The organism is Mesorhizobium silamurunense, assembly GCF_014843905.1.
Classification (GTDB): Bacteria; Pseudomonadota; Alphaproteobacteria; order Rhizobiales; family Rhizobiaceae; genus Mesorhizobium; species Mesorhizobium silamurunense.
In genome coordinates, this window is record NZ_LPVS01000088.1 from 105,731 (window position 1) to 126,968 (window position 21,238).

Consider the following 21,238-nt stretch of genomic DNA (forward strand, 5'->3'; position numbering starts at 1 on the left):
GGATTGACCGGGGCGCGAGCGACATTAGGATTGGATTGGCCGCTGGCGATTTGGGGGCAGAACGGGCCGCGTCGGGCCTGCGCATTGAAAGCATGTTGACGGTACTCAAGGAAGAAGATCGCGACGACAAGCCGGCAGCGCGCTGGTCGCCGATCTACTATGGGCTGAGGGACGCCATCGTCAGCCATCGTCTCGCTCCGGGCACCAAGCTGCCGGAAGACGAGCTGGCGTCGATCTATTCGGTGAGCCGCACCGTCGTCCGCGCCGCCCTGCAGGCCCTTGCCCATGACCGGCTGGCGCGGCTGGAGCCCAATCGCGGCGCGTTCGTCGCGCAGCCGTCGAAGATCGAGGCGCGAGAGGTGTTCGAGGCGAGGGCGCTGATCGAGCCCAAGGTGGCCGCACTTGCCGCCAGGGCGGCGATGCCGTCGGACATCGCGCAATTGCGGGCACATCTGGAGAAGGAGCATGAGGCGCTGCATGATGGCCGCGACAGCGACGCCATCATGCTTTCGGCGCGCTTCCATGTCGGCATCGCCGAGATCGCCGCGCATTCGGTGTTCACCAATTTCGTGCGCGACCTCGTCTCGCACTCCTCGCTGATCATCGCGCTCTACTGGAAGCGCCGCGACGCGACCTGCGAGAAGCACGCCCATCACGCTCTGGTCGACGCGATCGAAGCCGGCGACAGCGCCGACGCCGCGGCCCTGATGAACAGCCACCTGGTCGATCTGCTTTCGGGGCTGGACCTCACCGACAAGGTGGAGAAGTCCGACAGCCTGGCGGATTTGCTGCGCGCATAAGTCAGGTGGCTCGGCTTTGGAAAGCCGAGCCGTAGAATCTCGGGCGCCCGCTCGTCAGGCCGCGGCTGCCTGCGAATAATCCATCCGCTCGAGGTCGGCGATGAGCCCCGGTCCGGTCGGCTGCCAGCCGAGATGCTCCCGCGTCCACGCGCTGGAGGCCGGCATGTCGAGACCGGCGAACATGGCTAACCATCCGAAATGGTCCGCGGCCTCTTCCGTCGACAGCGAGACCACCGGCACATTGAGGCCGCCACCGATCGTCTCCGCGATCTCGCGCATCGCAATGCCTTCTTCGGCGACAGCGTTGTAGCGAACGCCGGCTTCCTGCTTGTCCAGCGCCAACTGGTAGAGCTTCGCGACGTCCAGCACATGCGCCGCCGACCACCGGTTGCGGCCTTCGCCAAGATAGGCTGACACGCCCTTGGCGCGCGTCACCTCGATGAGCGGCGTGATCAGGCCCTGCTTCACCGTGTCATGCACCTGCGGCAGCCGCACTACCGATACCTTGACGCCCTTCTCAGCCATCGCCGCGCCGGTAAGCTCTGACAGGATGCGCGGATTGGGATGCTCGGTGTTGAAGGCATCTTCCTTCGCCGCTTGTCCGGGCCCTGCACTGCCCATGCCGACGCCGGAGGTGATGAGCAGCAGCCGGTCCGAACCGGCCAGCGCGCCGCCCAGCACTTCGATCACCCGCTTGTCCTTCTCGCAGTTCGCCACGAAATTCGAAAAATCGTGATCGAAGGCGGTGTGGATCACGGCATCGGAGCGCGCCGCGCCCTCGCGGAGGCTGTCGAGGTCTTCGAGGTCGCCGCGATGGGCCTCGGCGCCGGCGGCTGCAAGGGCGCGCGCGCCTGCGTCGGATCGCGTCAGGCCGAGCACTTGATGCCCGGCGGCAAGGAGTTCCGGAACTATTCTGGAACCGATGAAACCGGTCGCGCCGGTAAGGAATACACGCATGGGAGGGGCTCCTCTGTTGTTCGGAGGCCCTTGTCGCGCCATAGCTCATTCTGTTAAAGTAGTGATCTTATCATGGTATAATAGTCAACAGGATCGCAATGCCTGCCGAGGCGACCAGCAAGCTTGGCAACTTTCTTCGGGACCGCCGCATGCGTCTCGATCCGGTTGCCTTCGGCTTCACCACGGGGCGCCGGCGCACGCAGGGCCTGCGCCGCGAAGAGGTGGCGCAGCGCGCCAATATCAGCCCGACCTGGTACACGTGGCTGGAGCAGGGGCGGGGAGGGGCTCCGTCCGCGGATGTGCTCAACCGCATCGCCACCGGCCTCATGCTGACCGAGCCCGAACGGGAGCATCTGTTCATGCTGGGCCTCGGGCGTCCGCCGGAGGTCCGCTACAAGAGCGTGGACAGCGTGACGCCGCGCCTGCAGCGCGTGCTGGACGCCCTCGAGACCAGTCCGGCAATCATCAAGACCGCGACGTGGGACGTCGTTGCATGGAACCGCGCCGCCGCCGCGCTGCTGACCGACTATTCGAAGCTTCCCCGCGAGCAGCGCAACATCCTGCGCCTCATGTTCGGCAACCCGCGCGTGCGCGCCGCGCAGGATGACTGGCAAGGCGTCGCCCGCTTCGTGGTCGGGTCATTCCGGGCCGATGCCGCTCGCGCCGGCGCCGGCGCGGAGATCGCCGAACTGGTCGAGGAACTTTCACGGACCAGTCCGGAATTCGAAGCGCTGTGGCGGGACAACGACCTCGTCGCCGCTCACGGCGAAGGCGTGAAGCGTCTCCGGCACCCCGAGATTGGGCTGATCGAGCTGGAATTCTCGGTTTTCGCGGTCGACGGCCGCCCCGAACTCGGCATGGTGGTCTACAACCCCGTGAACGGTTCGGACGCCGAACGCATCCAATCGCTGATCGCTTCCCGCTCCGGCTGATAGATCAGGCCTGAGCCCGTGCCCGTTTTTGGGAAGCATCGGCGCCGCCTTGCGAGCGGATATGATCGATGAACGCGCGCAGCTTGGGCAGCACCTGATGCCTTTCCGGGTAGTAGAGAAAGACACCCGGCGATGTGGCGGCGAATGCCGAAAGCAGCGTTTCGAGGCGCCCGTCCGCGATTGCCGGGCTGGCGATCGGGCTGGGTACCTGGGCAAGCCCGGCGCCCTGGATCGCGGCTCCGAGAAGCGTGGGGTAGTCGTGCGCGATGAGTGGTCCGGTGACGATTGCCTCGATCGCCTTGTTGCCTTTGGCAAAGCGCCACGGCGCGACTGAACCGTTCGAGCGGCGCAGGCGCAGGCAGGCGTGGTGGCGCAGATCCTCGATGCGTTCCGGCATCGTTCGGTGGCGTAGATAGTCGGGGCTGCCGACAACCACCATCGGGAAGGGCGGCGTCAGCCGAACCGCGACCATGTCGGCCGCAATCAGATCGCCGAGTCGGATGCCGGCGTCGAATCCCTCGGCTGCGAGGTCGGCAAGCTCGCCGCTTGCGACGATCTCCAGCTCGATCTCGGGATAGGCCTGGCAGAAGGACGCGATCATCGGCTCCAGCAGGGTCGGCACCACCGCCGGCGGCACCGAGAGGCGCAAAAGTCCCGCCGGCCGCTGTCCTATCCCGCGCGCGATCTCGCTGGCGGCGATCAATTCCTCGAACGCCGGCCGGGCGTGCGCGAAGAAGCGCTCGCCCGCTTCGGTCAGCCCGACGCTGCGTGTCGTGCGCGTGAAGAGCGCGGCGCCAACACGCGCTTCCAGCGTCCGCACCGCCTGGCTGATCGCCGATGGCGTGACGCTAAGCTCCGCAGCCGCCTTGCGGAAGTTGCGATGCTTGGCGACGCTCAGGAACGCCTCGACGCCGTCGAGCGCGCCATGCCTGACTGTGAAGTTCTGCTTCATGACCCATCGACATTATCGCGGATAGTTGCCGGCACAAAGCGGTCGTATCTGTGTCGCGGATCGGAAGCCTGAAGGGAAATGGCAAATGACAGACGAGTTGGATCGCGTGCGCGATCACTACCGCGCGACCGGCCTGGCCGAGCGATTGAAGACGGTGCTGGTGGCCTTGGGGCCAGAGGAGCAGCGGCTGAAGCCCGAACAACTGGCTAGCCTCGACCAGTTCCACACCCGCGGGCTCGCCGCGACCGCCGAGCTTGCGAAATTGGCCGGCATCACGGCCGACATGTCGGTGCTCGACGTCGGATCCGGGGTGGGCGGGCCGGCCCGTTTTCTCGCCGCGACCTATGGCTGCGAGGTGACGGGCGTCGATCTCAGCGAGCCCTTTGTCGAAGCCGCGCAGTATCTGACCGCGCGGACGGGGCAGGGCGCACAAGTATCGTTCAAGGCTGGCAGCGCGCTGGCGCTTCCCCTCGATGACGGCGGTTTCGACGTCGTGTTGCTGCAGCATGTGGCGATGAACATAGCGGACCGGCCGCGACTTTATCGCGAGATCAGGCGCGTTCTGAAGTCGGGCGGAAAGTTCGCGACCTTCGACGTCGTGCTGAACGGCGGCGACCCGCACTATCCGGTTCCCTGGGCGAAGACGCCGGCGGAAAGCTTCCTGCTATCCGCCGCCGCGACCTGCGAGGCGATCGAGGCCGCCGGGTTCCGCATGCTTGTCCAGCAGGACGATACCGCCGAGGCGAAGACGTGGTTCGCTGCGCTGCGGGCGTCCGGGCCGCCGCCTTCACTGAATCTCGGCGTCGTCATGGGGCCGGGTTTCGCGGATTTCGCCGCCAATCTCGGGCGCAATCTCATGGAAGGCCGGCTGGGTGTCTTGAGCGCCGTGTTCGAGGCCGTTCCAAACAAGAGCTGAGAGGAGACAAAAATGTCGCCGGCGACGATCTTCAACATCCATCTCGTTCTGGGCTACGTGCCCTGGCTGCTTTGCTTCGGCGCCTATATCTGGCCAAGGCTCAAGTTCATGGACCGCACCGAGGCGCAGCGCGCAATAGCCACGCTGCACAGCTTCCGCTTCTTCGGGCTCGTCTTCCTGCTTCCGGGCGTCGTCGGTCCGAACCTGCCCGCCGGCTTCGTCGTCTTCGCCGCCTATGGCGATTTCGTGACCGGACTTCTGGCCATGCTGGCGTTGCTTGGCGCGAGGCGGCCTTCGATCTTCTGGCCGCTCGTGGTCGCCTTCAACCTAGTGGGCATAGTCGACCTTGTCGTCGATTATTACCACGGCACCGTGCTCGACCTTCCGGACCTGGCGGGGCAACTGGGCGCCGCCTACGCGATCCCGATCGTCTATGTGCCTCTGCTGATGATCACGCACGTCGCCGCCTTCTATCTGCTGGCGCGCCCTCAGCCCAAGATCGTGCCGGCCTCCGGCGATCGGCAAGCAGGCGGCCTCAGCTCTCTTCGCTCCCGTTCATCCGTTCGATGATCTCGGCCATCAAGCCCGCTGCAGCGGCGTCAGAGCCGGCCCATCCGTCCGGAACAGATGGCAGGCCGCCGCCGCGATATCGAGCACGATCGGCGTATGCAGCGGCGTTGCGTCGCCGCCCTCGGCCTGCACCACCAGCGACACGTCGGGCGCGATCTCGACATGGAAGATGGTCAGGCTGCCGAGCCGCTCCGCGAGCGCAGCCTGTCCCTTGAACGGTCCGTCGTTCGCGATCTTCAGATGCTCCGGCCGCATTCCGAGCAGCAGCTCGTCGCCGGCCTTCGCGCCGCCCGCCTCGGCGGGCACGGTCAGCGTCCTGCCGCCCGGCAGGAAGACGCCGATGCCTTCGCCCCCGGTTGACGCCACCTTCACCTTGATCAGGCTCATCTTCGGCGAGCCGATGAAGCCGGCGACGAAAATGTTGGCCGGCCGGTTGTAGAGGTCGAGCGGCGAGCCGACCTGCTCGATGTTGCCCGCGTTGAGCACGACGATCTTGTCGGCCATGGTCATGGCCTCGATCTGGTCGTGCGTGACATAGATCATCGTCGCCTGGAGCTGCTCATGAAGCCGCATCAGCTCCAGCCGCATGCTGACGCGCAGCGCTGCATCGAGGTTGGAGAGCGGCTCGTCGAACAGGAAGACCTTCGGGTTGCGCACGATGGCGCGCCCGATGGCGACGCGCTGGCGCTGGCCGCCGGAAAGCGCCTTCGGCCGCCGGTCGAGCAGATGCGCAAGCTGCAGCACGTCGGCCGCTTCCTTCACCTTGCGTTCGCGCTCCTGCGCGGGCACGCCGGCGATCTTCAGCGCGAAGCCCATGTTCTCCGCCACGCTCATATGCGGGTAGAGCGCGTAGGACTGGAACACCATGGCCAGCCCGCGCTCGGACGGGTCGATATCGTTGGCGCGCCCGCCATCGATGGTGAGGTCGCCGGCGGTGATCTTCTCCAGCCCGGCGATCATGCGCAGCAAGGTCGACTTTCCGCAGCCGGACGGTCCGACGAAGACGACGAATTCGCGATCCGCGACGTCGAGGTCGATGCCTTTGATGATCTCGGCCGATCCATAGGATTTGCGAACGCCGCGCAGCTTGAGCTCAGCCATGGCTTGCCTCCCTGGAGCCGGGTTTTTCGCCGGCGCCGTTCTTCGTCTCGTCGTTCTGCACCATCGCCAGCGCCGTGCCCGGCTCGCCCTCCCAAAGGATCAGGCTTGCCGCGCCGACCAGCCCGGCGCGGTCGCCGAGCTCCGCCGGCACGATCGGCACGTCGCGATAGGCTTGCATGGCGCGCTCATCGATCGTCGCCCTGATTCCCGGCGCCAGCAGGTCGAAGCCGTTGGCGAGCCCGCCGCCCATGACGATCACCTCCGGCGAATAGAGATGCAAAAGGTTGGTGAAGCCGACGCCGAGCCATCGCGCTTCCGCTTCGACAAGCTCGCGCGCGCCGGCGTCGCCGGCGCGCGCGGCTTCGACGACATGGCGGGCCGAAACGTCGCCGTTATTCGAAAGGCGCCTGAGCAGCGAGCCGTCGCCGGGCTTGGTGAGTCGCGTCGCCCGGCGCCCGAGCGCCGTGCCGGAAGCCACCGCTTCGAAGCAGCCGATGGCGCCGCAGAAGCAGCGGTCGCCTTCGCCGGTGATCGTCATATGGCCGATCTCGGCGGCGAGCCCGCGTCTCCCATGGTAGATGTGGCCGTCGGCGACCACGCCTCCGCCGATGCCGGTCGACACGGTGACGAAGACCAGCGATCCGGCGCCGCGGCCGGCGCCGAAGCGCCATTCGCCGAGCGCCGCGGCATTGGCGTCGTTCTCCAGCCGCACCGGCAAGCCGAACTGCCGGCTGAGGATGTCGATCAGCGGCACATTGTGCCAGCCGGCGAGCGTCGGCGGCCCGATGACGATCCCGGCTTTCGGGTCGAGCGGCCCCGGCGCGCACATGCCGATGCCGCTGACCTTTGCCTGCGGGTGCTCCTTGAGCAGCTTGTCCGCCAGCGCGATGATCTGGCCGATCACCGCCTCCGATCCGGCGCCGGCAAGCGTCGGCGCCGAGACGCGCGCGATCACGTCGCCGCTGCGCTCGACCAGCGCGCCGCGCAGCTCCGTGCCGCCGAGGTCGAAGGCAAGGGCGATCGTGCTCATCAGGCGGCGGCCTTCAATCCATGCAGCCACGCCATGCGCTGCGTGAGGTCGGGGTCGCCAAAAGCGAGCGAACCCAGCACCACCGTGTCGGCACCGGCGGCGCGCAGCAGCGGCACGGTCTCGTGGCGGATGCCGCCGTCGGCGGCGAGCAGGATGTCGGCCTCGCGGCCGGCCTTCCGCATCAGCGCGCGCGCCTCGATCAGGCGCGGGCAGGCTTTTTCGGACAGGCTCTGACCCTTGACGCCGATCGAGGTGCCGAGCAGCGTCGCGAAGGCCACGTGCGGCAGGAAGGGCACGATGGCGGAAACCGGCGTCTCCAGCCGCAGCACCACGCCGGCCTCGGCGCCGAGCTCATGCGCCAGCTTTACGGCGTTCAAGGCCGCTTCGCCGTTCTCGGCGTGGACAGTCACGAGGTCGGCGCCGGCCTCGATGAACTGGCGCGTCTGCACCTCGACGATTTCGGCCTCGACCATCAGGTGCACATGGATCGGCTTCGCCGTCAGCTTGGCGATGCGCGCCACCAGGTCGGGGAAAAACAGGAAGCCGGGGGTGAAGCGGGCATCCGCAACGTCGATGTGATGCAGGTCGGCATGGGCTTCGATGCGCTTCAGGTCGCGCTCCATATTGACGAGATCCGCCGACCACAGCGAGAACTCGCCGATAAGCCGGTTGCGCGGCAGTGCGGCGATTGCCGCGGGGCCGGAGAGGGGTTTGGCGGTCATGACGGAATGAGGCTCCGGGCATTCGAATGGGACTGGAGGAAGGAACTGATCTGCGTATGCAACTCGCCGAAATGCTTCGCGCTGTCGTGCGCTTTGGGCGTGATCTCGGCGAAGACCGCGTCGGGTATCGCGGCCGCAAGCGTGTAGGCGGTCGACAGCGGGTGCACGGCATCGATTTCGTTGCCGATGACAAGTGCCGGAATGTCGAGCGCGGCCGCGTCGCGTTCGGAAACGTCGGGTCCGTCGCTGGCGATGTCGGCCAGCACTCGCGCGAACGATTTGGCGTCGGGCCGGTCGAAATAGCCGAGCAGCGAGGAAAGATTGTCGGGCGCCTCGTGATAGAGACGCGACGCGGTCTCGGATTGCGCGAAGATCGTCCGCCCCTTGTCGGTCCCGTGTTCGAGGATGAGCTCGGCGACCTCGGCAATTGGCTCCATGTTTTGCGGCGCGGCGGAAAACATCCATGCCGGCCGCACCAGGATCAGGCCGGCGACGCGCCGCGGATGGCGGCAGGCGAGGCGTAGCGCTATCGCCGCGCCCATCGAGACGCCACCGGCGAAGAAGCGGTCGAGGCCGGCCTGGTCGGCAGCGGCCAGAACGTCATCGGTGAACATCTCGAATGAGAACGGCCGCCGCTCGCCAAGCCCGGAGCCACCATGGCCGCGGCATTCCAGCGTGATGCGGCGGAAGCCGGGAGGAAAAGTCTGCGCGCCCTGCGTCTCGCCGCCGCCCAGCCCGTGCTGGAACACAACTGCCGGGCCTTCGCCCGTGTCGGTGGCCAACAGCGTCGCGCCGTCGCGAGGAAGCGCAATCCGGCCCGACATCACACCAGCTCCCCGAGGAAACGGGCAACTCCGGGCGCTTCCTCGGCGGAGAGCCCGTGCGTCACCAGCGGCCCATCGAAGCCGACGGCCTTCAATCGGCCAATGAAGTCGGCGAAGTTCACCACGCCCTGTCCGGCTGTGGCAAAGCGACCATCGGCGAAACGATCCTTCGCGTGCGCAAGCGTGACATGACCTGCCGTGCGCTCGACCGCCTCGGCAACGATGGCGCGCGCTGCTTCCGGATCGGCCCGCTCGAATAGATTGGCGGGATCGAGCACGATGCGCAGCCGCTTAGAGCCCATCTCGGCGATCAGCCGCATCGCGTCGTCGGCCGAGGTGACGATATTGGCCTGCTCCGGCTCGATGCCGAGATCGACACCGTGGCGCTCGGCGAGCTGAAGCGCCTTTTCCATCTCGCGCGCCATGTCGGCCCAGGCCGAAGGATCGGCATTGTCGGGGTGGTGCGCCCACTGGTCGTCAGGATTGCGCGTTCCGGCACAGAGCGTGACGAGCGGGATCGAAAGCTTGGCCGCTGTCTCGATGATGATCGCGAGCCGCCGAAGTCCATCGTCGCGCACCCGGCTGTCCGGATGCGCCATGTTGTAGGTGCCCGACAGCGCAACGAGACCTATGCCTGAAGTCTTGGCGGCGGCATCGATGGCGTCGATCGCAGCATCCGGAACCGCGTCGGGCATCGACGGCAGGCCGGCGCAGGCTAGGTTGAACTGGGTGACCGCAAAGCCCGCATCGCGCACGGCGGCTAAAACGCCGGCCGGGTCGCTGCCCGGAAAGGTCTTGGCGAACACCCCGACCTGCATCAGACCGCTCCCGTCACGCTAGCGATCTCGACGCGCTCGCCGCTCTCGACTGAACGCGCGATCGCCACCATGGCTCGGATCGAGGCTAGCCCGTCCTCGACATTGGCGCCGCGCATCGGCTTGCCGTCGAGGACGGTCTCGGCAAGGCCTTCGAGCTGGCGGCGGAAGAAATGACCATCGGCGCCGAGCGGCTTGCGCGAGGTCGCGTCCTTCTCGTGGAAGATGTCGACCTCGCTCGCGCGGAAGTACCAGGGATTGAAGGTCTTCGCGATCACCGAGCCGTTCTCGCCATAGAGCTGAAAACCCTCGTGCCAGTCCATGCGCACGGCGACGGTGAGGTCGAGATGGCCGAGCGCGCCGTTGGCGAATTCGGCCTCGACGAACCAGCAATAGGCGCCGAAGCGTTCGTTAAGCCGTGCGCGCACAGCGGTGATCTCCCCACAAAGGAAACGCGCCGTGTCGACCAGATGCGAGCCATGCGCCAGCATGAAATATTGCCTGAGGTCCGCCTTCGGATTGCCGGACGGCTTCCGCGCCAGCTTGCTGGTAATAGGCAGCGGCTGCACGGCATCGGTGTTGGTGTAGCGGTGGGTGGAATCGCAATACCAGGCTTTTAGCGCCAGGATCTCGCCCATCTCGTCGCGGACGAAATCGCGCGCTGCTTCCAGCGCCGGATCGAAGCGCTTCATGTGCCCGACCTGCAGCACTTTGCCGGAGCGCTTGACCGCATCGGCGAGCTTCTGGCCTTCCTCGACCGAGACGCCGATCGGCTTTTCGCACAGCACATGCTTGCCGGCTTCCAGTGCCTTGATCGACATCGGCACGTGATAGGCATCCGACGTGGCGACGATCACCGCCTCGAGTTCAGGGTCGGCGAGCATCGCATCAAAGTCGCCATACATCTTCTGCGGCTCGTAGGTCGCGCCCATGCGTGCCAGCAGATCGGGCGCGGCGTCGCAGATCGCATAGAGGTCGGCGTTGCTCGCCTTCACGCAGGATTCCAGATGCGCGAACTGCGCGATCGGCCCGCAGCCGAGCACACCGACACGAAGGCGACCGTCTTTCTTGCGGATCATCGTCTCAGGCTCCGTAGCCGCGCATGGTCTGGCGGTTGGTCTTGACCGCGCTGGCCGGATCGGCGGCGGCGGTCTCGGACTCCTCCTCCAGCACCAGCCAGCCGTTGAAGTTGGGCGCGGCACTGGCGATCTCGATCACCTTCGCCGTGTCGCAGACACCCTTGCCGAGCATCGCCCAGGTGCCGTTCGCATCGACGTCCTTTAGGTGCACGTAGCGGATGCGGTCGCGGTAGGTGGTGAGCGTGTCGGCCATGTCCTTGTGGCCGCGCAGGATGTGGCCGGTGTCCGGCACCCAGCCGACCAGCGAAGCATCGAGCAGCCCAAAGATCCGGTCGTAGTCGGCGCGGTCGTAGAGCAGCGTGTTGTGGTGCGAGCTCGGATGCACCGCGACCTGGACGCCGGCCTCGCGACCGATCTCGCCGGCCTTGTTGTAGACCTCGGCGGCAATGGCGAACTTGTCGTCGCGCGGACCGTCCGACACGACGGTCGCCGAGCCCATCGACACCAGCGCACCGGGGAAGGCGGCGGCGAAGTCGATCCAGCGCCTGGCGGTCGCCAGGTCGGCGCCGATCTTGTCCTTGAGCGTGAAGCCGCTGTTCGAACCAAAGGCGAAGGAGACCAGCGTCAGGCCGGATGCCTTCAGCGCGGTAGCAAACTCCGCCGGCTTGCCGGCATAGCGGCCGATCATCGTGTCGGTGATCTCGATGCCGGCGTAGCCGCCATCGGCGATCGCTTTGAGCAGGTCGTCGGGGCCGCCGGCAAAACGGTCTCCGAGCATTTCCCAGGTGAAGGTCTGGCAGCCGACTTTGAGGTCTTTCACGTTCATCCTTTCATTCCTTGATTCCATCTGCGTAGGCCCTGCCAGCAGAGAAGGTCCAATCCATCGATTTCGATCCGCGGCCTAAACCATCAGTTCTCCGTGGGACGGACATCCTACTTGACCGAGCCCGCGGTCATGCCGGCGAGGAAGAACCTCTGGGCGACGAGGTAGATGAGCAGGAGCGGTAGCGAGCCGAGCACGCTCATCGCCATCATCTGGTTCCATTCGAAGGCGTGCTGCCCCATCAACAGCTGGATGCCGATCGGGACGGTGCGCATGGACGTTGACTTCGTCAGCGTCAGGGCAAAGAGAAATTCGTTCCAGCACAACAGGAAGGTGTAGACCGACGTCGCCACGATACCAGGCAGTGAAATCGGGACGATCACCCGCCAGAGTGCGGTCCAGCTGCTGCCACCGTCGACAGCCACCGCTTCATCGAGATCGCGGGGCAAGGTGTTCAGATATCCCGTCATCAGCAGGATCGCGTAGGGCAGCGTGAACACCAGGTAAGTCAGGATCAGTGCGACGTAGGTGTCGAAGATGCCATACGAGACGACAAGCCCGAAGAAGGGGATCAAAAGCGTGATCGGCGGGATCGTCTGTGTGCTGATGATGAGTGTGTTGAGACTGCCCTTGCCGCGGAAATTGAAACGGCTGAACCCATAGGCGGCCAGCAAGGCGATCAGCACCGTCAGCACGGTCACCGCTCCGGCCACGAAGTAGCTGTTGAAGAAGAAGCGCAGCTTTACCGGGTCGCCAAGGATGGCCGCATAGGCTTCCAGCGTGAAGGCCTTCGGCAGGACGGTTGGCGGCAGGGCAAAGATTTCGGTATTCGACTTGAACGAGCTGCTCAGCATCCAGTAGATCGGGAAGGCCGCGAAAAACAGCCCCGCGGCAAGCGCGACATGGAGCGCGACGGTGATCAGCCTGTCTTTCGGCGTGTGCCTTTTCCTCATGGTGACTACCGAGCCTTCTGATAGCGGATGTAGAACAGCGTCAGGCCGAGAGAGATCAGCAGGATGACCACGGCGCTCGCCGATGCCTGCGAAAGGTTGTAGCTCGAAAACGCCAGCTTATACGTGTAGGTGCTGAGGACCTCGGTCGAGTAGATCGGACCGCCGCCCGTCGTTATCCAGATCAACGGAAAGACCTGCATCGTCCAGATGAAATCCAGCAGCGAGATGCTGATGATGATCGGCATCAGCTGCGGGATGGTGATGAAGATCAGCTTTTGGTAGGCCTTCGCCCCGTCGATATCGGCGGCTTCGTAGAAATCCTTGGGAATGCCCTGCAAGCCTGCGAGCAGGCTGACCATGAAAAGCGGGTAGCCCGCCCAGATATTGGCGAATGTGACGGCGTGCAGCGCGGTCTCGGGCGAGGAGAACCACTCGACCTTGGAACCGATGATGCCCATCTGCATGAGCACGCTGTTGACGACACCGTTCGGCTCGAGCAGCAGGCGCCAGATCACCGCGATGATCACCGCGGTGAACAGCCAGGGCAGAATGTAGAGCACGCGCAGGACATTGCGCAGCGTCGGATTGATGCGGTCGCTGTTCAGCATGAGCGCGAAGACCATGCCGATGGTCATGTGGAAAACCACACTCATGCATGTGAAGTAGAGTGTGTGCCACAGCGAAGCCCAGAACACGGGATCGTTGAAGATCGCCTGGTAGTGTTTCAGTCCGGCAAAGGACGGGTCCCGACGCAGCACTGCGCTGTTCTGGAACGAATAGCCAATCACCGTCACCATCGGCAGCAGCATCAGCAGGCCGATTATGAGGAGCGAGGGCGACAGGTAGAGATAGGGTGCGACCGCTCGTTTCAGTCTATGGCGGGAGCGCTTCTGCCGGGTCATATGCCAACCTTGGGATACGCCTTCAAGAGAAGGGGCTTCGGAAACAGGTCCGTCTCACATTGCCGATCCGTTGTTACCGGGAGGCCCGAAGTCAGGCCCCCCGGTCGAAGATCGAAAACGAGGAAACAGGCCGATCAGAATTTCGCCATCCAGCCCTTTTGAGCGTTGGCCGCGGCCTGTTCCGGAGACTGCTCGCCGGTGAGCATCTTCTGGGCTTCCACGTCGAACTGGGTCATCAGGTCTTCCGCCACCGGCAGGCCCGTGAACTCATTGGCAAGATAACCGGTCTTGAAGATCTCGAAAGCCTTGCCGAAAGCCTTGTCGGAGGTCACGAAATCGGGCTTGGCGTTGACGTTGCCCGGGAAGGCGTTGGCCAGCGACACGAGCTTGGCGTTCACCTTTTCACTCATCAGATATTGGACGAGCTTCCAGGCTTCCTCCTGATGTTTCGAGCCCGCGGAGATGCCGATGCCCCAGGAGGCATAGGGAAGGCCGCGCTTGCCGTTGTAGTTCTCCACGACCGGGACCGGGATGAGGTCGAAGTTCAGCTTGGGATTGCGTTTGCGGATGAGGTTCACATGCGCGAGCGAGTCGATCATCATCCCGACCCGGTCGTTGACGAATTCCTCGACCTTTTCCTGTTCGGTCTTGGTGGCGATGCCGGGCGAGATGGTGCCCGCGTCGTTGAGCGATTTGAGGAAGGTGAGCATGTCCACCACCGGCTTGCCCTCGAGGGCCGGCTTGCCGTCAGCCATCATCGATTGACCCGAGGCCCAGACCCACGACATCATGTCGTTCTGGACGCCGGACGGCGTTTGCAGCGACAGGGGTAGCACCCAGCCATACTGGTTCTTGTCGGCCTGGGTCATCTTCTTGGCGGCTTCGAGAAACTCCGCGCGGGTCGACGGCAGCTTGGTGACGCCCGCCTGGGCGGCGAGGTCCAAATTCACGAAGACCGGATAGACGAACGAAGCCACGGGAAACATCACCGCCTTGCCGTCCACCTTGATGATATCCGCGACCTGGGTCTTGTCGAACCCGCTCGCATCCATCATCGGGTTCATGTCGGCCAGCGCATTCTGCGCGTTCAGATTGTTCACCCAGGCGCCGTCGAGACCGACGACGTCGCTAAGCGTTCCAGTTGCGGCACCAACCGAGATCTGGTCTCGCGTGGTCGCATAAGGGCCGCTGACCAGCGTCACCTTGATTCCGGGGTTTGCAGCCTCGAAGTCATTCATGATTGCCCTGAGCGAGCCGGCCGGCAATTCGGGCTCCCACCATTGGGTGAATTCCAGCGTCGTATCCGCCATGGCGCTGGTTGCACCGAGCAACCATGCGGCCGCGGCTATTTTCAGCATCGCGGGTTGTATCCGAAACATCATTTTCTCCTCCTTCTTAAGATCGACCGCACAATGCGGACGATCGCCTGGTTATTCAGAAGCCTTCTTGCGAGTATCTCTCGCAGGCGCCTCGCTCTCGCCTGCGGTCTGCTGCAGATCTTCAGATCGCCAGATGCGTCTCGGGATCGAAGAAATGGAACTTGCCATCATCCACGGCCAACCGGATTTCCGATCCGGAGTGGATGGCGCTGGCCGGCTCGAATCTCGCCACCGCGTTCGATGCCAGGCCAAAATCCTCCACCGCGTCCGGATCGCCGGAGTCCACCCGGACCGCATCGATGTTCAGGTGGACGATATGTTCAGAGCCGAGCTCTTCGATCGAAGTCACCTTTGCCGGTATCGTCTGATACTTGCGGCCGGATTCGAGGCTGCTGTCGTAAAGATCCTCCGGCCGTATGCCGAACACGATCTTGCGCCCCTCATAGGACCTCAGGGCCGGCCTGCCGACGAAAGCTGCATCCTGCAGCCGGATCGCGAAGTCGCGAAAAACGAGCTCGCCGCCCTTCAGGGTCGCTTCGAAGAGGTTCATCGACGGAGAACCGATGAAGCCGGCGACGAAGGCATTCACCGGCGCCTCGTACAGTCTCTTGGGTGTGTCGACCTGCTGCAGCACGCCGCCCTTCAAAACCGCGACCCTGTCGCCCATCGTCATCGCTTCGATTTGGTCGTGGGTCACGTATATGGTCGTGACGCCGAGCTGCTTTTGCAGGCTGGTGATTTCGGCGCGCATTTGAACACGCAGTTTTGCGTCCAGGTTGGAAAGGGGCTCGTCCATTAGAAAGGCGGCGGGCTCGCGCACCATAGCGCGGCCCATGGCAACCCGTTGGCGCTGTCCGCCTGAAAGGTTCGCGGGTTTGCTGTCCAGCAAAGACGTCAGCTGAAGGGTTTTGGCGATCTCGTCCACGCGCTTCTTGCGCTCGGCCTTCGGCTTGCCTGCCAGGCGCATCGAAAAGGCGATGTTTTCGAACACCGTCATATGCGGGTAGAGCGCGTAGCTCTGGAAGACCATCGCGATGTCGCGGTCCTTGGGCGGCATGTCGACGACGTCGACTCCGCCGATCCGAAGGCTGCCGCTGGTGATGTCCTCCAATCCCGCGATCATTCGCAACGCGGTGGATTTGCCGCATCCGGACGGCCCGACGAGAATCAAGAACTCGCCGTCCTCGACCGACAGGTTCAATTGGTCGATTGCGCGAAAATTGTTCCCGTAGGTTTTGCAGATATTCTCAAGAATGACTTCTGCCATATTCCTCCCTCCACAAGTGTAAGCCAATGATTTTTATGGCTTTCCTCGGCTTATGTTCACCTGCGAAATGTTCCCTCGGATCGTTTCAAGCTATGTTCCGGTATCGAGCTGCGCCTTTTTCAGTTCGACTGCCGATAGCGCGTTCGACGATGCCAGGAGTTCGGTGACCTGGTCGTCGGTCGGAAGCGCCTCGCGCCCGCCGCGCCCCGTTATCGAAAGGGCCGCCGCCGCGGCCGCGAATGCCACCCGGCCTGCGGTGCCGGCTCCGCGCGTCAACGCATGGGCATAGGCGCCATGAAAGCAGTCACCCGCGCCGGTCGAATCGACGACCACAACCCGGTGCGGGGGCAGGTGCCAGAGACCTGTCTCTTCACGCCCCCGGTAGTACACGCCCCTGCCACCATCGGTCAGAACCACGGCGGACCGCGACGGCAACCACAATGCGTCGAGCATTTCGGCGGGCGACCGGCACCCCGTGGCAGTCCGCGCAAAGCCGAGTGGCAGAATGAGATGGTCGCAGAGCGCGATCAGCCGCTCAGTGGCTGGGCCACTGCTCCATTCGATATCGCCGAGGATCGCAAGGCCGAGATCGCGAGCCCGGGCCACGACATCCAGCGACCGGATCGCGTAGCTATCGACGATCAGGACGGTCGCGCGGCTGAGGATATCGTCCGGAAAGTCCGGAGCAGTGCCCAGCATCGCATCGTCGTCATACGCGATGAACCGTTCGCCATCCGAGCCGACGGTGATCCGAGAGCGCACCGGGCGCGCATCCGGGTGGCGCGGCGCGAATGCGGTTTCAACACCACTCGCAACGAGATCGCACAGCACGGCGTCGTCAGCGGCACTGGCCAGCCATCCGACGAACCCGGCGGTTCCGCCGAGCCGCACGACGGCGGCCAGCGCCGTCGCGACATTTCCCCCGAAAGCGCGGGCACTTTGCAGGACCTTCCCCTTGCCCGCCGACAACGGCTGATCGACATAGACGATGTCGTCTATCGCAATAGCGCCGAAGCCGAGGATCGAGGGGACGGTGGGCATCGTTCAGGCACCCGCCTTCGCCAGAGCGTCTTGCGCCGAAAGGCCGTCATGGATGACGCCGCGAAAGGCAAGCGCTGCCTTCTGCGGATCGCCATGCCCCCAGAGATTGCGGCCGACCACGGCACCACGTGCGCCGGCACGGATGGCGTCCGCCGTCTGCTGAAGCGCGCCGACCAGCGTATCGGTCTTCGGACCACCCGCGATCACAACCGGCACCGGGCAGGTCCGGACGGTATCTCGGAACGACTCGAAATCGCCTGTGTAGCCGATCTTGATCACGTCGACGCCGGACTCGTAGCCGATGCGCGCCGCATAGGCGATCTCATCGGGGGTGAAGACGATTTTTGCGCCGTCGGTGAAATCGCGAGGGTAGATATGCGCCACCACAGGCATGCCGTAGCGGGCCGCCGCATTCACCGAATCGGTCAGCCAGCGAATGTATTTGCCCTCGGTCGCGCCGCGCACGGGAATGGCCACCGCCAACGCATCGGCCCCCGCGCGCACCGCATCCTCGGGCGTCGCGATCAACTCGCTGATGCGATCGTCCGGAGTGAAGCAGCCCGCCTGAATCACCAGGGAAGCCTTGCCTGCATATTGCGGCCACAGATGGCGCGCTGTGCCAGGCTGGATGCTGACGTAGTCAGGTTTGCCCGCCATGACGCGTGCGAGCGCGCCCGGCAGGTCGGCTAGGCCGCCTTTGCGCACGTCGCCATAGCCGACGAAGTGGTCGACCGCGCCGCCAAAAAGGTTCCCCGATGGATGTGAGAAGAGGCGCGCAAGCCGCACCTTGGTTCCTAGGCTCATGAGTTCAAAATTCCCCAATCGTTTGATTTCAAAATCCGGCTGCGTCAGCGTTTTCACATGCTCTATAAAAATTTTACGCGCGTCAAGAATTAAAATGTTGTATAGCGGCTTTCGACTGTGCTCCGTTGCTGGCACAAGGGTGCAGCCAGGCCATGACCGCGTTGGGAGGTACGATCGAAAATGCACGGAAAATCAAAGACAAAGCTCGGCATCGGCGTCATCGGATGCGGCAACATCTCGATGACCTATCTGCGCAACGCGGCTCTGTTCGGCGGGGTCGAGTTGCGCGCCTGTGCCGACATTTCAGCCGACATGGCCGCGCTCCGTGCCAAGGAATATGGCATCCGCGCGCTCGGCGTCGACGCGCTGCTGGCCGACCCGGACATCGACCTTGTCCTCAATTTGACGATACCGGCGGCGCATTTCGACATTTCGTTTTCGGCGCTGTCGGCCGGCAAGCACGTCTTCACCGAAAAGCCTCTGGCGACGTCCGCCGCCGATGGCCGCCGGCTGGTCGCCGAGGCGAGGGCGCGCAATGTTCTGCTCGGCTCGGCTCCCGACACGTTCCTTGGCGCCGCCGGACGGCGGGCGCGCCGCCTGATGGACGAGGGCGCGATCGGTCGCGCCGTGACCGGCACCGCCTTCATGATGGGACGCGGCATGGAGCACTGGCATCCCAACCCGCAATTCTACTATCAGCCCGGCGGCGGCCCGGTCTTCGACATGGGCCCTTACTACCTGACCATGCTGGTCAACCTGCTCGGCCCCGTCGCCCGCGTCATGGCGATGGCGACGCGCGGCCAGGAGGAGCGGCTGATCACCGCCGACGGTCCTTTCAAGAACACCAGCTTCAAGGTCGGCACGCCGACCAACATCCTGTCCCTGCTCGAATTCCGCTCTGGCGCCACCGTCACCTTCGGCGCCTCCTGGGATGTGTTCAAACACTCCAACCATCCGATCGAGCTGCACGGCACGGAAGGCTCGCTCAGGCTGCCCGATCCCGACACGTTCGGCGGCACCGTCTCGCTCTCGGCGCGCGGCGCCGACTGGAAGGATCTTGAGAGCGAGGGCGAGCTCTATGGCGCGCGCAACTGGCCCTATGCCGCGCCCGACCGTGCCAACTACCGCATGCTCGGCGTCGCCGACCTGGCACGGTCGCTGTCGGAAGGCAGGAAGCCCCGAGCCTCCGGCGATCTGGCGCTGCATGTTCTGGAAATCATGGAAGCGATCCTTGCCTCGGGCGAAAGCCGCGGGTCCGTTGCCGTCAATGGCACCGTCGACCAGCCGCCGCTTCTCAGCGAGGACGAAGCGGCAAGCCTGCTGGCCTGATCGAGAGGTTCGTCCATGACGACATCGCCGCTGACTGCAACACCGGCCCTGTTCGCGCTCGATCCGCAGGCGCGGCTGGTTCTCAACCTCGGTCGGCAAGCCGGCGCCCCGCCGTTCGAGGCTGCAACGCCGGAACAGGCACGCCGTGCCTATGAAGAGGGTCTTCCAAACCTGCAGGGCGAGCGCGAGCCGGTCGGCTCGATCAATGAGCGCACAATCGCCGGACCCAGAGGCCCACTGACGCTCAGGACTTATCGCGGGCAGGGCGCCCCTGATGCAGGTGCCCCGGCGCTGCTCTATCTGCATGGCGGTGGCTGGGTGATCGGCAATCTCGAATCGCATGACGAGATCTGCCGCTGGTTCGCCAACATCGCGGCGTGCGTCGTGGTCGCGCCCGATTACCGGCTGGCGCCTGAGCACAAATTCCCGGCTGCGGTCAAAGACTGCCGCGCCGTGCTGTCCTTCGTGCAGGATCACGCCGCCGATCTTGGCATCGACGCGAAACGCATCGCCGTCGCTGGCGATAGCGCCGGCGGCAACCTTGCCACCGTGCTCAGCCTGCTCGCGAGGGACGACCATATCCCGCTCGCCGCGCAGCTCCTGTTCTATCCCAACACCGATGCCGCCCAGACGGCGGACAGCTACCGCCGCTTCGCCGAGGGTTTCGGGCTGACCGCCACGACCATGGCCTGGTTTCGCGATCACTATATCCGCGACGCCGCCGACATCGGTGATTGGCGCGCCTCGCCGCTGAAGGCGGAAAGCCTTGCTGGTGTTGCTCCGGCCTTCATCGCCATCGCCGGCCACGACATCCTCGCCGACGAGGGAGAAGCCTATCTCGGGCGGCTCCAGGACGACGGCGTGCGGGTCGTGCTCAAGCACTGGCCGGGCCAGATCCACGGCTTCGTCTCGATAGGCCGCCACGGCCCGGCATCGCGGCAGGCGGTCGAGGCGGCGGTTGCCGCATGGCGTAAATTCGATCGCGCTTTCGCGAAAGATCAAGCCGACTGACGCATCACCAGCGTCGCGTCGAGATTGACCTTGGGCGCGACCGCCGTGCCGTCCTCGTTGAGCAGGGTGAGCAGCGTCTCGACGCTGCGGCCGGCCATAGCGGCAAAATCCTGCGCCATGGTGGTGAGACCAGGACAAGTGTAGCGGCTCAGCGGATGGTCGTCATGTGCCGCGACACGCAGGTCGCAATCCGCCTTGCGGCCGACCTTGATCCCCCGGGAGAAGGCGGCCGCCATCACGCCGAAGGCAAGACGGTCGTTGTTGCACAGGATGGTCTTGCCCGGCAGGCCGCCATTGCCGAGCATCCTCTCGGTCTGTTCGTAGCCGATCCGCTCGAAATCCCACGTGTAGTCCTTGGTGTTGCCGATGACGACGGGCTCATGCCCGAGCCGCTTCATCGAGGCGACATAGCTGGCCAGCCGTTCGGGCGAGTTGTGGTTGACATGCGGGATATCGAAATAGACCGGCGCGTCGCCGGAGCGGCAGAGGTACTCGACGATCGTCGCGACGCTCTGCGTGTTGTTGTTGCCGACAAAGGGCGTGCCGCCTTCGAGATAGGTGTCGAAATAGACGATCGGGATGGCCTGCGTCAGCTTCTCCAGCGTGCGGTGATCGGAGCGCCGCCCGAGCGGCGCGACGAGCGCGCCCGAGACCTTCAGCGACAGGATGGTGCGCGTCGCCTCGACTTCGAGCTCGGTCGAGCCGTGCGAGGAGATGACGATCGGCCAGTAGCCTTCGTCGCGCAGCCGAAGCTCGATGCGGCTGACCATTTCCGAATAGAACGGGTCGGTCACGGTCGGCACGACGATGCCGATGCTGCGGGTGCGCTTGCGGTTGAGGTTGCGGGCAAACAGGTTGGGCTGGTAGTCGGACGAACGCAGCGCCTCCTCGATGCGCTTTCTGGTCGCCGGCTTGACGCTGGTTGGATCGTCAAAATATTTCGAAAGCGTTGGTCTGGATACGCCGCAGGAACGGGCGAAATCCTCCATCGTCTTATGCGTCATCGCCATTCGAACCCTCGCGGCATGGAC

The 21,238-nt window shown here is 64.7% G+C and carries 22 protein-coding genes; 6 read left to right on the top strand and 16 right to left on the bottom strand.

What is annotated here, in order from left to right:
* The first annotated feature begins 92 nt into the window (after positions 1-92).
* Complete coding sequence (locus tag AU465_RS25855) at positions 93-800, top strand: GntR family transcriptional regulator (RefSeq protein WP_192254540.1); 708 nt, start codon at positions 93-95, stop codon at positions 798-800.
* A 54-nt stretch (positions 801-854) separates the two neighbouring features.
* On the opposite strand, the gene AU465_RS25860 is transcribed toward AU465_RS25855, so the two are convergent.
* On the bottom strand, positions 855-1,757 hold the full coding sequence (locus AU465_RS25860; RefSeq protein WP_192254542.1) for an SDR family oxidoreductase: 903 nt from the start codon (positions 1,755-1,757) through the stop codon (positions 855-857).
* Between the two features lie 98 nt (positions 1,758-1,855).
* Between AU465_RS25860 and AU465_RS25865 the strand changes: the two genes are divergently transcribed.
* Complete coding sequence (locus AU465_RS25865) at positions 1,856-2,689, top strand: helix-turn-helix transcriptional regulator (protein WP_192254544.1); 834 nt, start codon at positions 1,856-1,858, stop codon at positions 2,687-2,689.
* Between the two features lie 4 nt (positions 2,690-2,693).
* On the opposite strand, the gene AU465_RS25870 is transcribed toward AU465_RS25865, so the two are convergent.
* The gene (locus AU465_RS25870) at positions 2,694-3,641 is read right to left on the bottom strand and encodes a LysR family transcriptional regulator (RefSeq protein ID WP_192254546.1); all 948 of its coding nucleotides are present in this window, start codon (positions 3,639-3,641) and stop codon (positions 2,694-2,696) included.
* 85 nt (positions 3,642-3,726) lie between these two features.
* Between AU465_RS25870 and AU465_RS25875 the strand changes: the two genes are divergently transcribed.
* Together AU465_RS25875 and AU465_RS25880 are read left to right on the top strand one after the other, a co-directional pair.
* Entirely contained in the window at positions 3,727-4,557 is an 831-nt protein-coding gene (locus AU465_RS25875) for a class I SAM-dependent methyltransferase (RefSeq protein WP_192254547.1), read from the top strand.
* Positions 4,558-4,569: 12 nt separating this feature from the next.
* On the top strand, positions 4,570-5,127 hold the full coding sequence (locus AU465_RS25880; protein ID WP_192254549.1) for a DUF8737 domain-containing protein: 558 nt from the start codon (positions 4,570-4,572) through the stop codon (positions 5,125-5,127).
* 9 nt (positions 5,128-5,136) lie between these two features.
* Here AU465_RS25880 and AU465_RS25885 read toward each other — a convergent pair whose 3' ends face one another.
* The 13 genes from AU465_RS25885 to AU465_RS25945 all read right to left on the bottom strand — a co-directional run bounded on the left by AU465_RS25885 (position 5,137) and on the right by AU465_RS25945 (position 17,867).
* Positions 5,137-6,228: an ABC transporter ATP-binding protein gene (locus tag AU465_RS25885; RefSeq protein ID WP_192254551.1), complete on the bottom strand. Its 1,092-nt coding sequence runs from the start codon at positions 6,226-6,228 to the stop codon at positions 5,137-5,139.
* On the bottom strand, positions 6,221-7,258 hold the full coding sequence (locus tag AU465_RS25890; RefSeq protein ID WP_192254553.1) for an ROK family protein: 1,038 nt from the start codon (positions 7,256-7,258) through the stop codon (positions 6,221-6,223). The genes AU465_RS25885 and AU465_RS25890 overlap by 8 nt, the downstream gene beginning before the upstream one ends.
* Positions 7,258-7,980: a ribulose-phosphate 3-epimerase gene (locus AU465_RS25895; protein WP_192254555.1), complete on the bottom strand. Its 723-nt coding sequence runs from the start codon at positions 7,978-7,980 to the stop codon at positions 7,258-7,260. The genes AU465_RS25890 and AU465_RS25895 overlap by 1 nt, the downstream gene beginning before the upstream one ends.
* Positions 7,977-8,804, bottom strand: a complete 828-nt coding sequence (locus AU465_RS25900) for an alpha/beta fold hydrolase (protein WP_192254557.1) — start codon at positions 8,802-8,804, stop codon at positions 7,977-7,979. The genes AU465_RS25895 and AU465_RS25900 overlap by 4 nt, the downstream gene beginning before the upstream one ends.
* Positions 8,804-9,622 (bottom strand): sugar phosphate isomerase/epimerase family protein, encoded by an 819-nt coding sequence (locus AU465_RS25905; protein ID WP_192254559.1) that lies wholly within the window; start codon positions 9,620-9,622, stop codon positions 8,804-8,806. Before AU465_RS25905 ends, AU465_RS25900 begins: the two co-directional genes overlap by 1 nt.
* A complete protein-coding gene (locus AU465_RS25910; RefSeq protein WP_192254561.1) occupies positions 9,622-10,698 on the bottom strand; it encodes a Gfo/Idh/MocA family protein in 1,077 nt (358 codons plus the stop codon). Before AU465_RS25910 ends, AU465_RS25905 begins: the two co-directional genes overlap by 1 nt.
* A 4-nt stretch (positions 10,699-10,702) precedes the next feature.
* Complete coding sequence (locus AU465_RS25915) at positions 10,703-11,524, bottom strand: sugar phosphate isomerase/epimerase family protein (RefSeq protein WP_192254563.1); 822 nt, start codon at positions 11,522-11,524, stop codon at positions 10,703-10,705.
* Between the two features lie 107 nt (positions 11,525-11,631).
* Positions 11,632-12,474, bottom strand: coding sequence for a carbohydrate ABC transporter permease (locus tag AU465_RS25920; RefSeq protein WP_192254565.1), 843 nt, complete (start codon positions 12,472-12,474; stop codon positions 11,632-11,634).
* 5 nt (positions 12,475-12,479) lie between these two features.
* Complete coding sequence (locus AU465_RS25925; protein ID WP_192254567.1) at positions 12,480-13,376, bottom strand: carbohydrate ABC transporter permease; 897 nt, start codon at positions 13,374-13,376, stop codon at positions 12,480-12,482.
* Between the two features lie 134 nt (positions 13,377-13,510).
* A complete protein-coding gene (locus AU465_RS25930) occupies positions 13,511-14,758 on the bottom strand; it encodes an ABC transporter substrate-binding protein (protein WP_192254569.1) in 1,248 nt (415 codons plus the stop codon).
* A gap of 118 nt (positions 14,759-14,876) precedes the next feature.
* Entirely contained in the window at positions 14,877-16,022 is a 1,146-nt protein-coding gene (locus AU465_RS25935) for an ABC transporter ATP-binding protein (RefSeq protein ID WP_192254571.1), read from the bottom strand.
* Positions 16,023-16,112: 90 nt separating this feature from the next.
* On the bottom strand, positions 16,113-17,063 hold the full coding sequence (locus AU465_RS25940) for a PfkB family carbohydrate kinase (protein WP_192254573.1): 951 nt from the start codon (positions 17,061-17,063) through the stop codon (positions 16,113-16,115).
* A 3-nt stretch (positions 17,064-17,066) separates the two neighbouring features.
* Positions 17,067-17,867, bottom strand: coding sequence for a class I fructose-bisphosphate aldolase (locus AU465_RS25945; protein WP_192254696.1), 801 nt, complete (start codon positions 17,865-17,867; stop codon positions 17,067-17,069).
* Between the two features lie 180 nt (positions 17,868-18,047).
* Here AU465_RS25945 and AU465_RS25950 point away from each other — a divergent pair, with 180 nt between their 5' ends.
* Positions 18,048-19,196, top strand: a complete 1,149-nt coding sequence (locus AU465_RS25950; protein WP_192254575.1) for a Gfo/Idh/MocA family protein — start codon at positions 18,048-18,050, stop codon at positions 19,194-19,196.
* Between the two features lie 15 nt (positions 19,197-19,211).
* The gene (locus AU465_RS25955) at positions 19,212-20,207 is read left to right on the top strand and encodes an alpha/beta hydrolase (RefSeq protein WP_192254577.1); all 996 of its coding nucleotides are present in this window, start codon (positions 19,212-19,214) and stop codon (positions 20,205-20,207) included.
* Here the strand turns inward: AU465_RS25955 and AU465_RS25960 are convergent.
* The gene (locus tag AU465_RS25960; protein ID WP_192254579.1) at positions 20,195-21,217 is read right to left on the bottom strand and encodes a LacI family DNA-binding transcriptional regulator; all 1,023 of its coding nucleotides are present in this window, start codon (positions 21,215-21,217) and stop codon (positions 20,195-20,197) included. The genes AU465_RS25955 and AU465_RS25960 overlap by 13 nt on opposite strands.
* Between the last annotated feature and the right edge of the window lie 21 nt (positions 21,218-21,238).

Coding starts and splice junctions, on each gene's coding strand:
- AU465_RS25910 (WP_192254561.1), bottom strand. CDS start 10,698: ATGATCCGCAAGAAAGACGGTCGCCTTCGTGTCGGTGTGCTCGGCTGC.
- AU465_RS25925 (WP_192254567.1), bottom strand. CDS start 13,376: ATGACCCGGCAGAAGCGCTCCCGCCATAGACTGAAACGAGCGGTCGCA.
- AU465_RS25930 (WP_192254569.1), bottom strand. CDS start 14,758: ATGATGTTTCGGATACAACCCGCGATGCTGAAAATAGCCGCGGCCGCA.
- AU465_RS25865 (WP_192254544.1), top strand. CDS start 1,856: ATGCCTGCCGAGGCGACCAGCAAGCTTGGCAACTTTCTTCGGGACCGC.
- AU465_RS25920 (WP_192254565.1), bottom strand. CDS start 12,474: ATGAGGAAAAGGCACACGCCGAAAGACAGGCTGATCACCGTCGCGCTC.
- AU465_RS25960 (WP_192254579.1), bottom strand. CDS start 21,217: ATGGCGATGACGCATAAGACGATGGAGGATTTCGCCCGTTCCTGCGGC.
- AU465_RS25940 (WP_192254573.1), bottom strand. CDS start 17,063: ATGCCCACCGTCCCCTCGATCCTCGGCTTCGGCGCTATTGCGATAGAC.
- AU465_RS25955 (WP_192254577.1), top strand. CDS start 19,212: ATGACGACATCGCCGCTGACTGCAACACCGGCCCTGTTCGCGCTCGAT.
- AU465_RS25890 (WP_192254553.1), bottom strand. CDS start 7,258: ATGAGCACGATCGCCCTTGCCTTCGACCTCGGCGGCACGGAGCTGCGC.
- AU465_RS25880 (WP_192254549.1), top strand. CDS start 4,570: ATGTCGCCGGCGACGATCTTCAACATCCATCTCGTTCTGGGCTACGTG.
- AU465_RS25950 (WP_192254575.1), top strand. CDS start 18,048: ATGCACGGAAAATCAAAGACAAAGCTCGGCATCGGCGTCATCGGATGC.
- AU465_RS25885 (WP_192254551.1), bottom strand. CDS start 6,228: ATGGCTGAGCTCAAGCTGCGCGGCGTTCGCAAATCCTATGGATCGGCC.
- AU465_RS25860 (WP_192254542.1), bottom strand. CDS start 1,757: ATGCGTGTATTCCTTACCGGCGCGACCGGTTTCATCGGTTCCAGAATA.
- AU465_RS25905 (WP_192254559.1), bottom strand. CDS start 9,622: ATGCAGGTCGGGGTGTTCGCCAAGACCTTTCCGGGCAGCGACCCGGCC.
- AU465_RS25935 (WP_192254571.1), bottom strand. CDS start 16,022: ATGGCAGAAGTCATTCTTGAGAATATCTGCAAAACCTACGGGAACAAT.
- AU465_RS25870 (WP_192254546.1), bottom strand. CDS start 3,641: ATGAAGCAGAACTTCACAGTCAGGCATGGCGCGCTCGACGGCGTCGAG.
- AU465_RS25945 (WP_192254696.1), bottom strand. CDS start 17,867: ATGAGCCTAGGAACCAAGGTGCGGCTTGCGCGCCTCTTCTCACATCCA.
- AU465_RS25855 (WP_192254540.1), top strand. CDS start 93: ATGTTGACGGTACTCAAGGAAGAAGATCGCGACGACAAGCCGGCAGCG.
- AU465_RS25875 (WP_192254547.1), top strand. CDS start 3,727: ATGACAGACGAGTTGGATCGCGTGCGCGATCACTACCGCGCGACCGGC.
- AU465_RS25900 (WP_192254557.1), bottom strand. CDS start 8,804: ATGTCGGGCCGGATTGCGCTTCCTCGCGACGGCGCGACGCTGTTGGCC.
- AU465_RS25915 (WP_192254563.1), bottom strand. CDS start 11,524: ATGAACGTGAAAGACCTCAAAGTCGGCTGCCAGACCTTCACCTGGGAA.
- AU465_RS25895 (WP_192254555.1), bottom strand. CDS start 7,980: ATGACCGCCAAACCCCTCTCCGGCCCCGCGGCAATCGCCGCACTGCCG.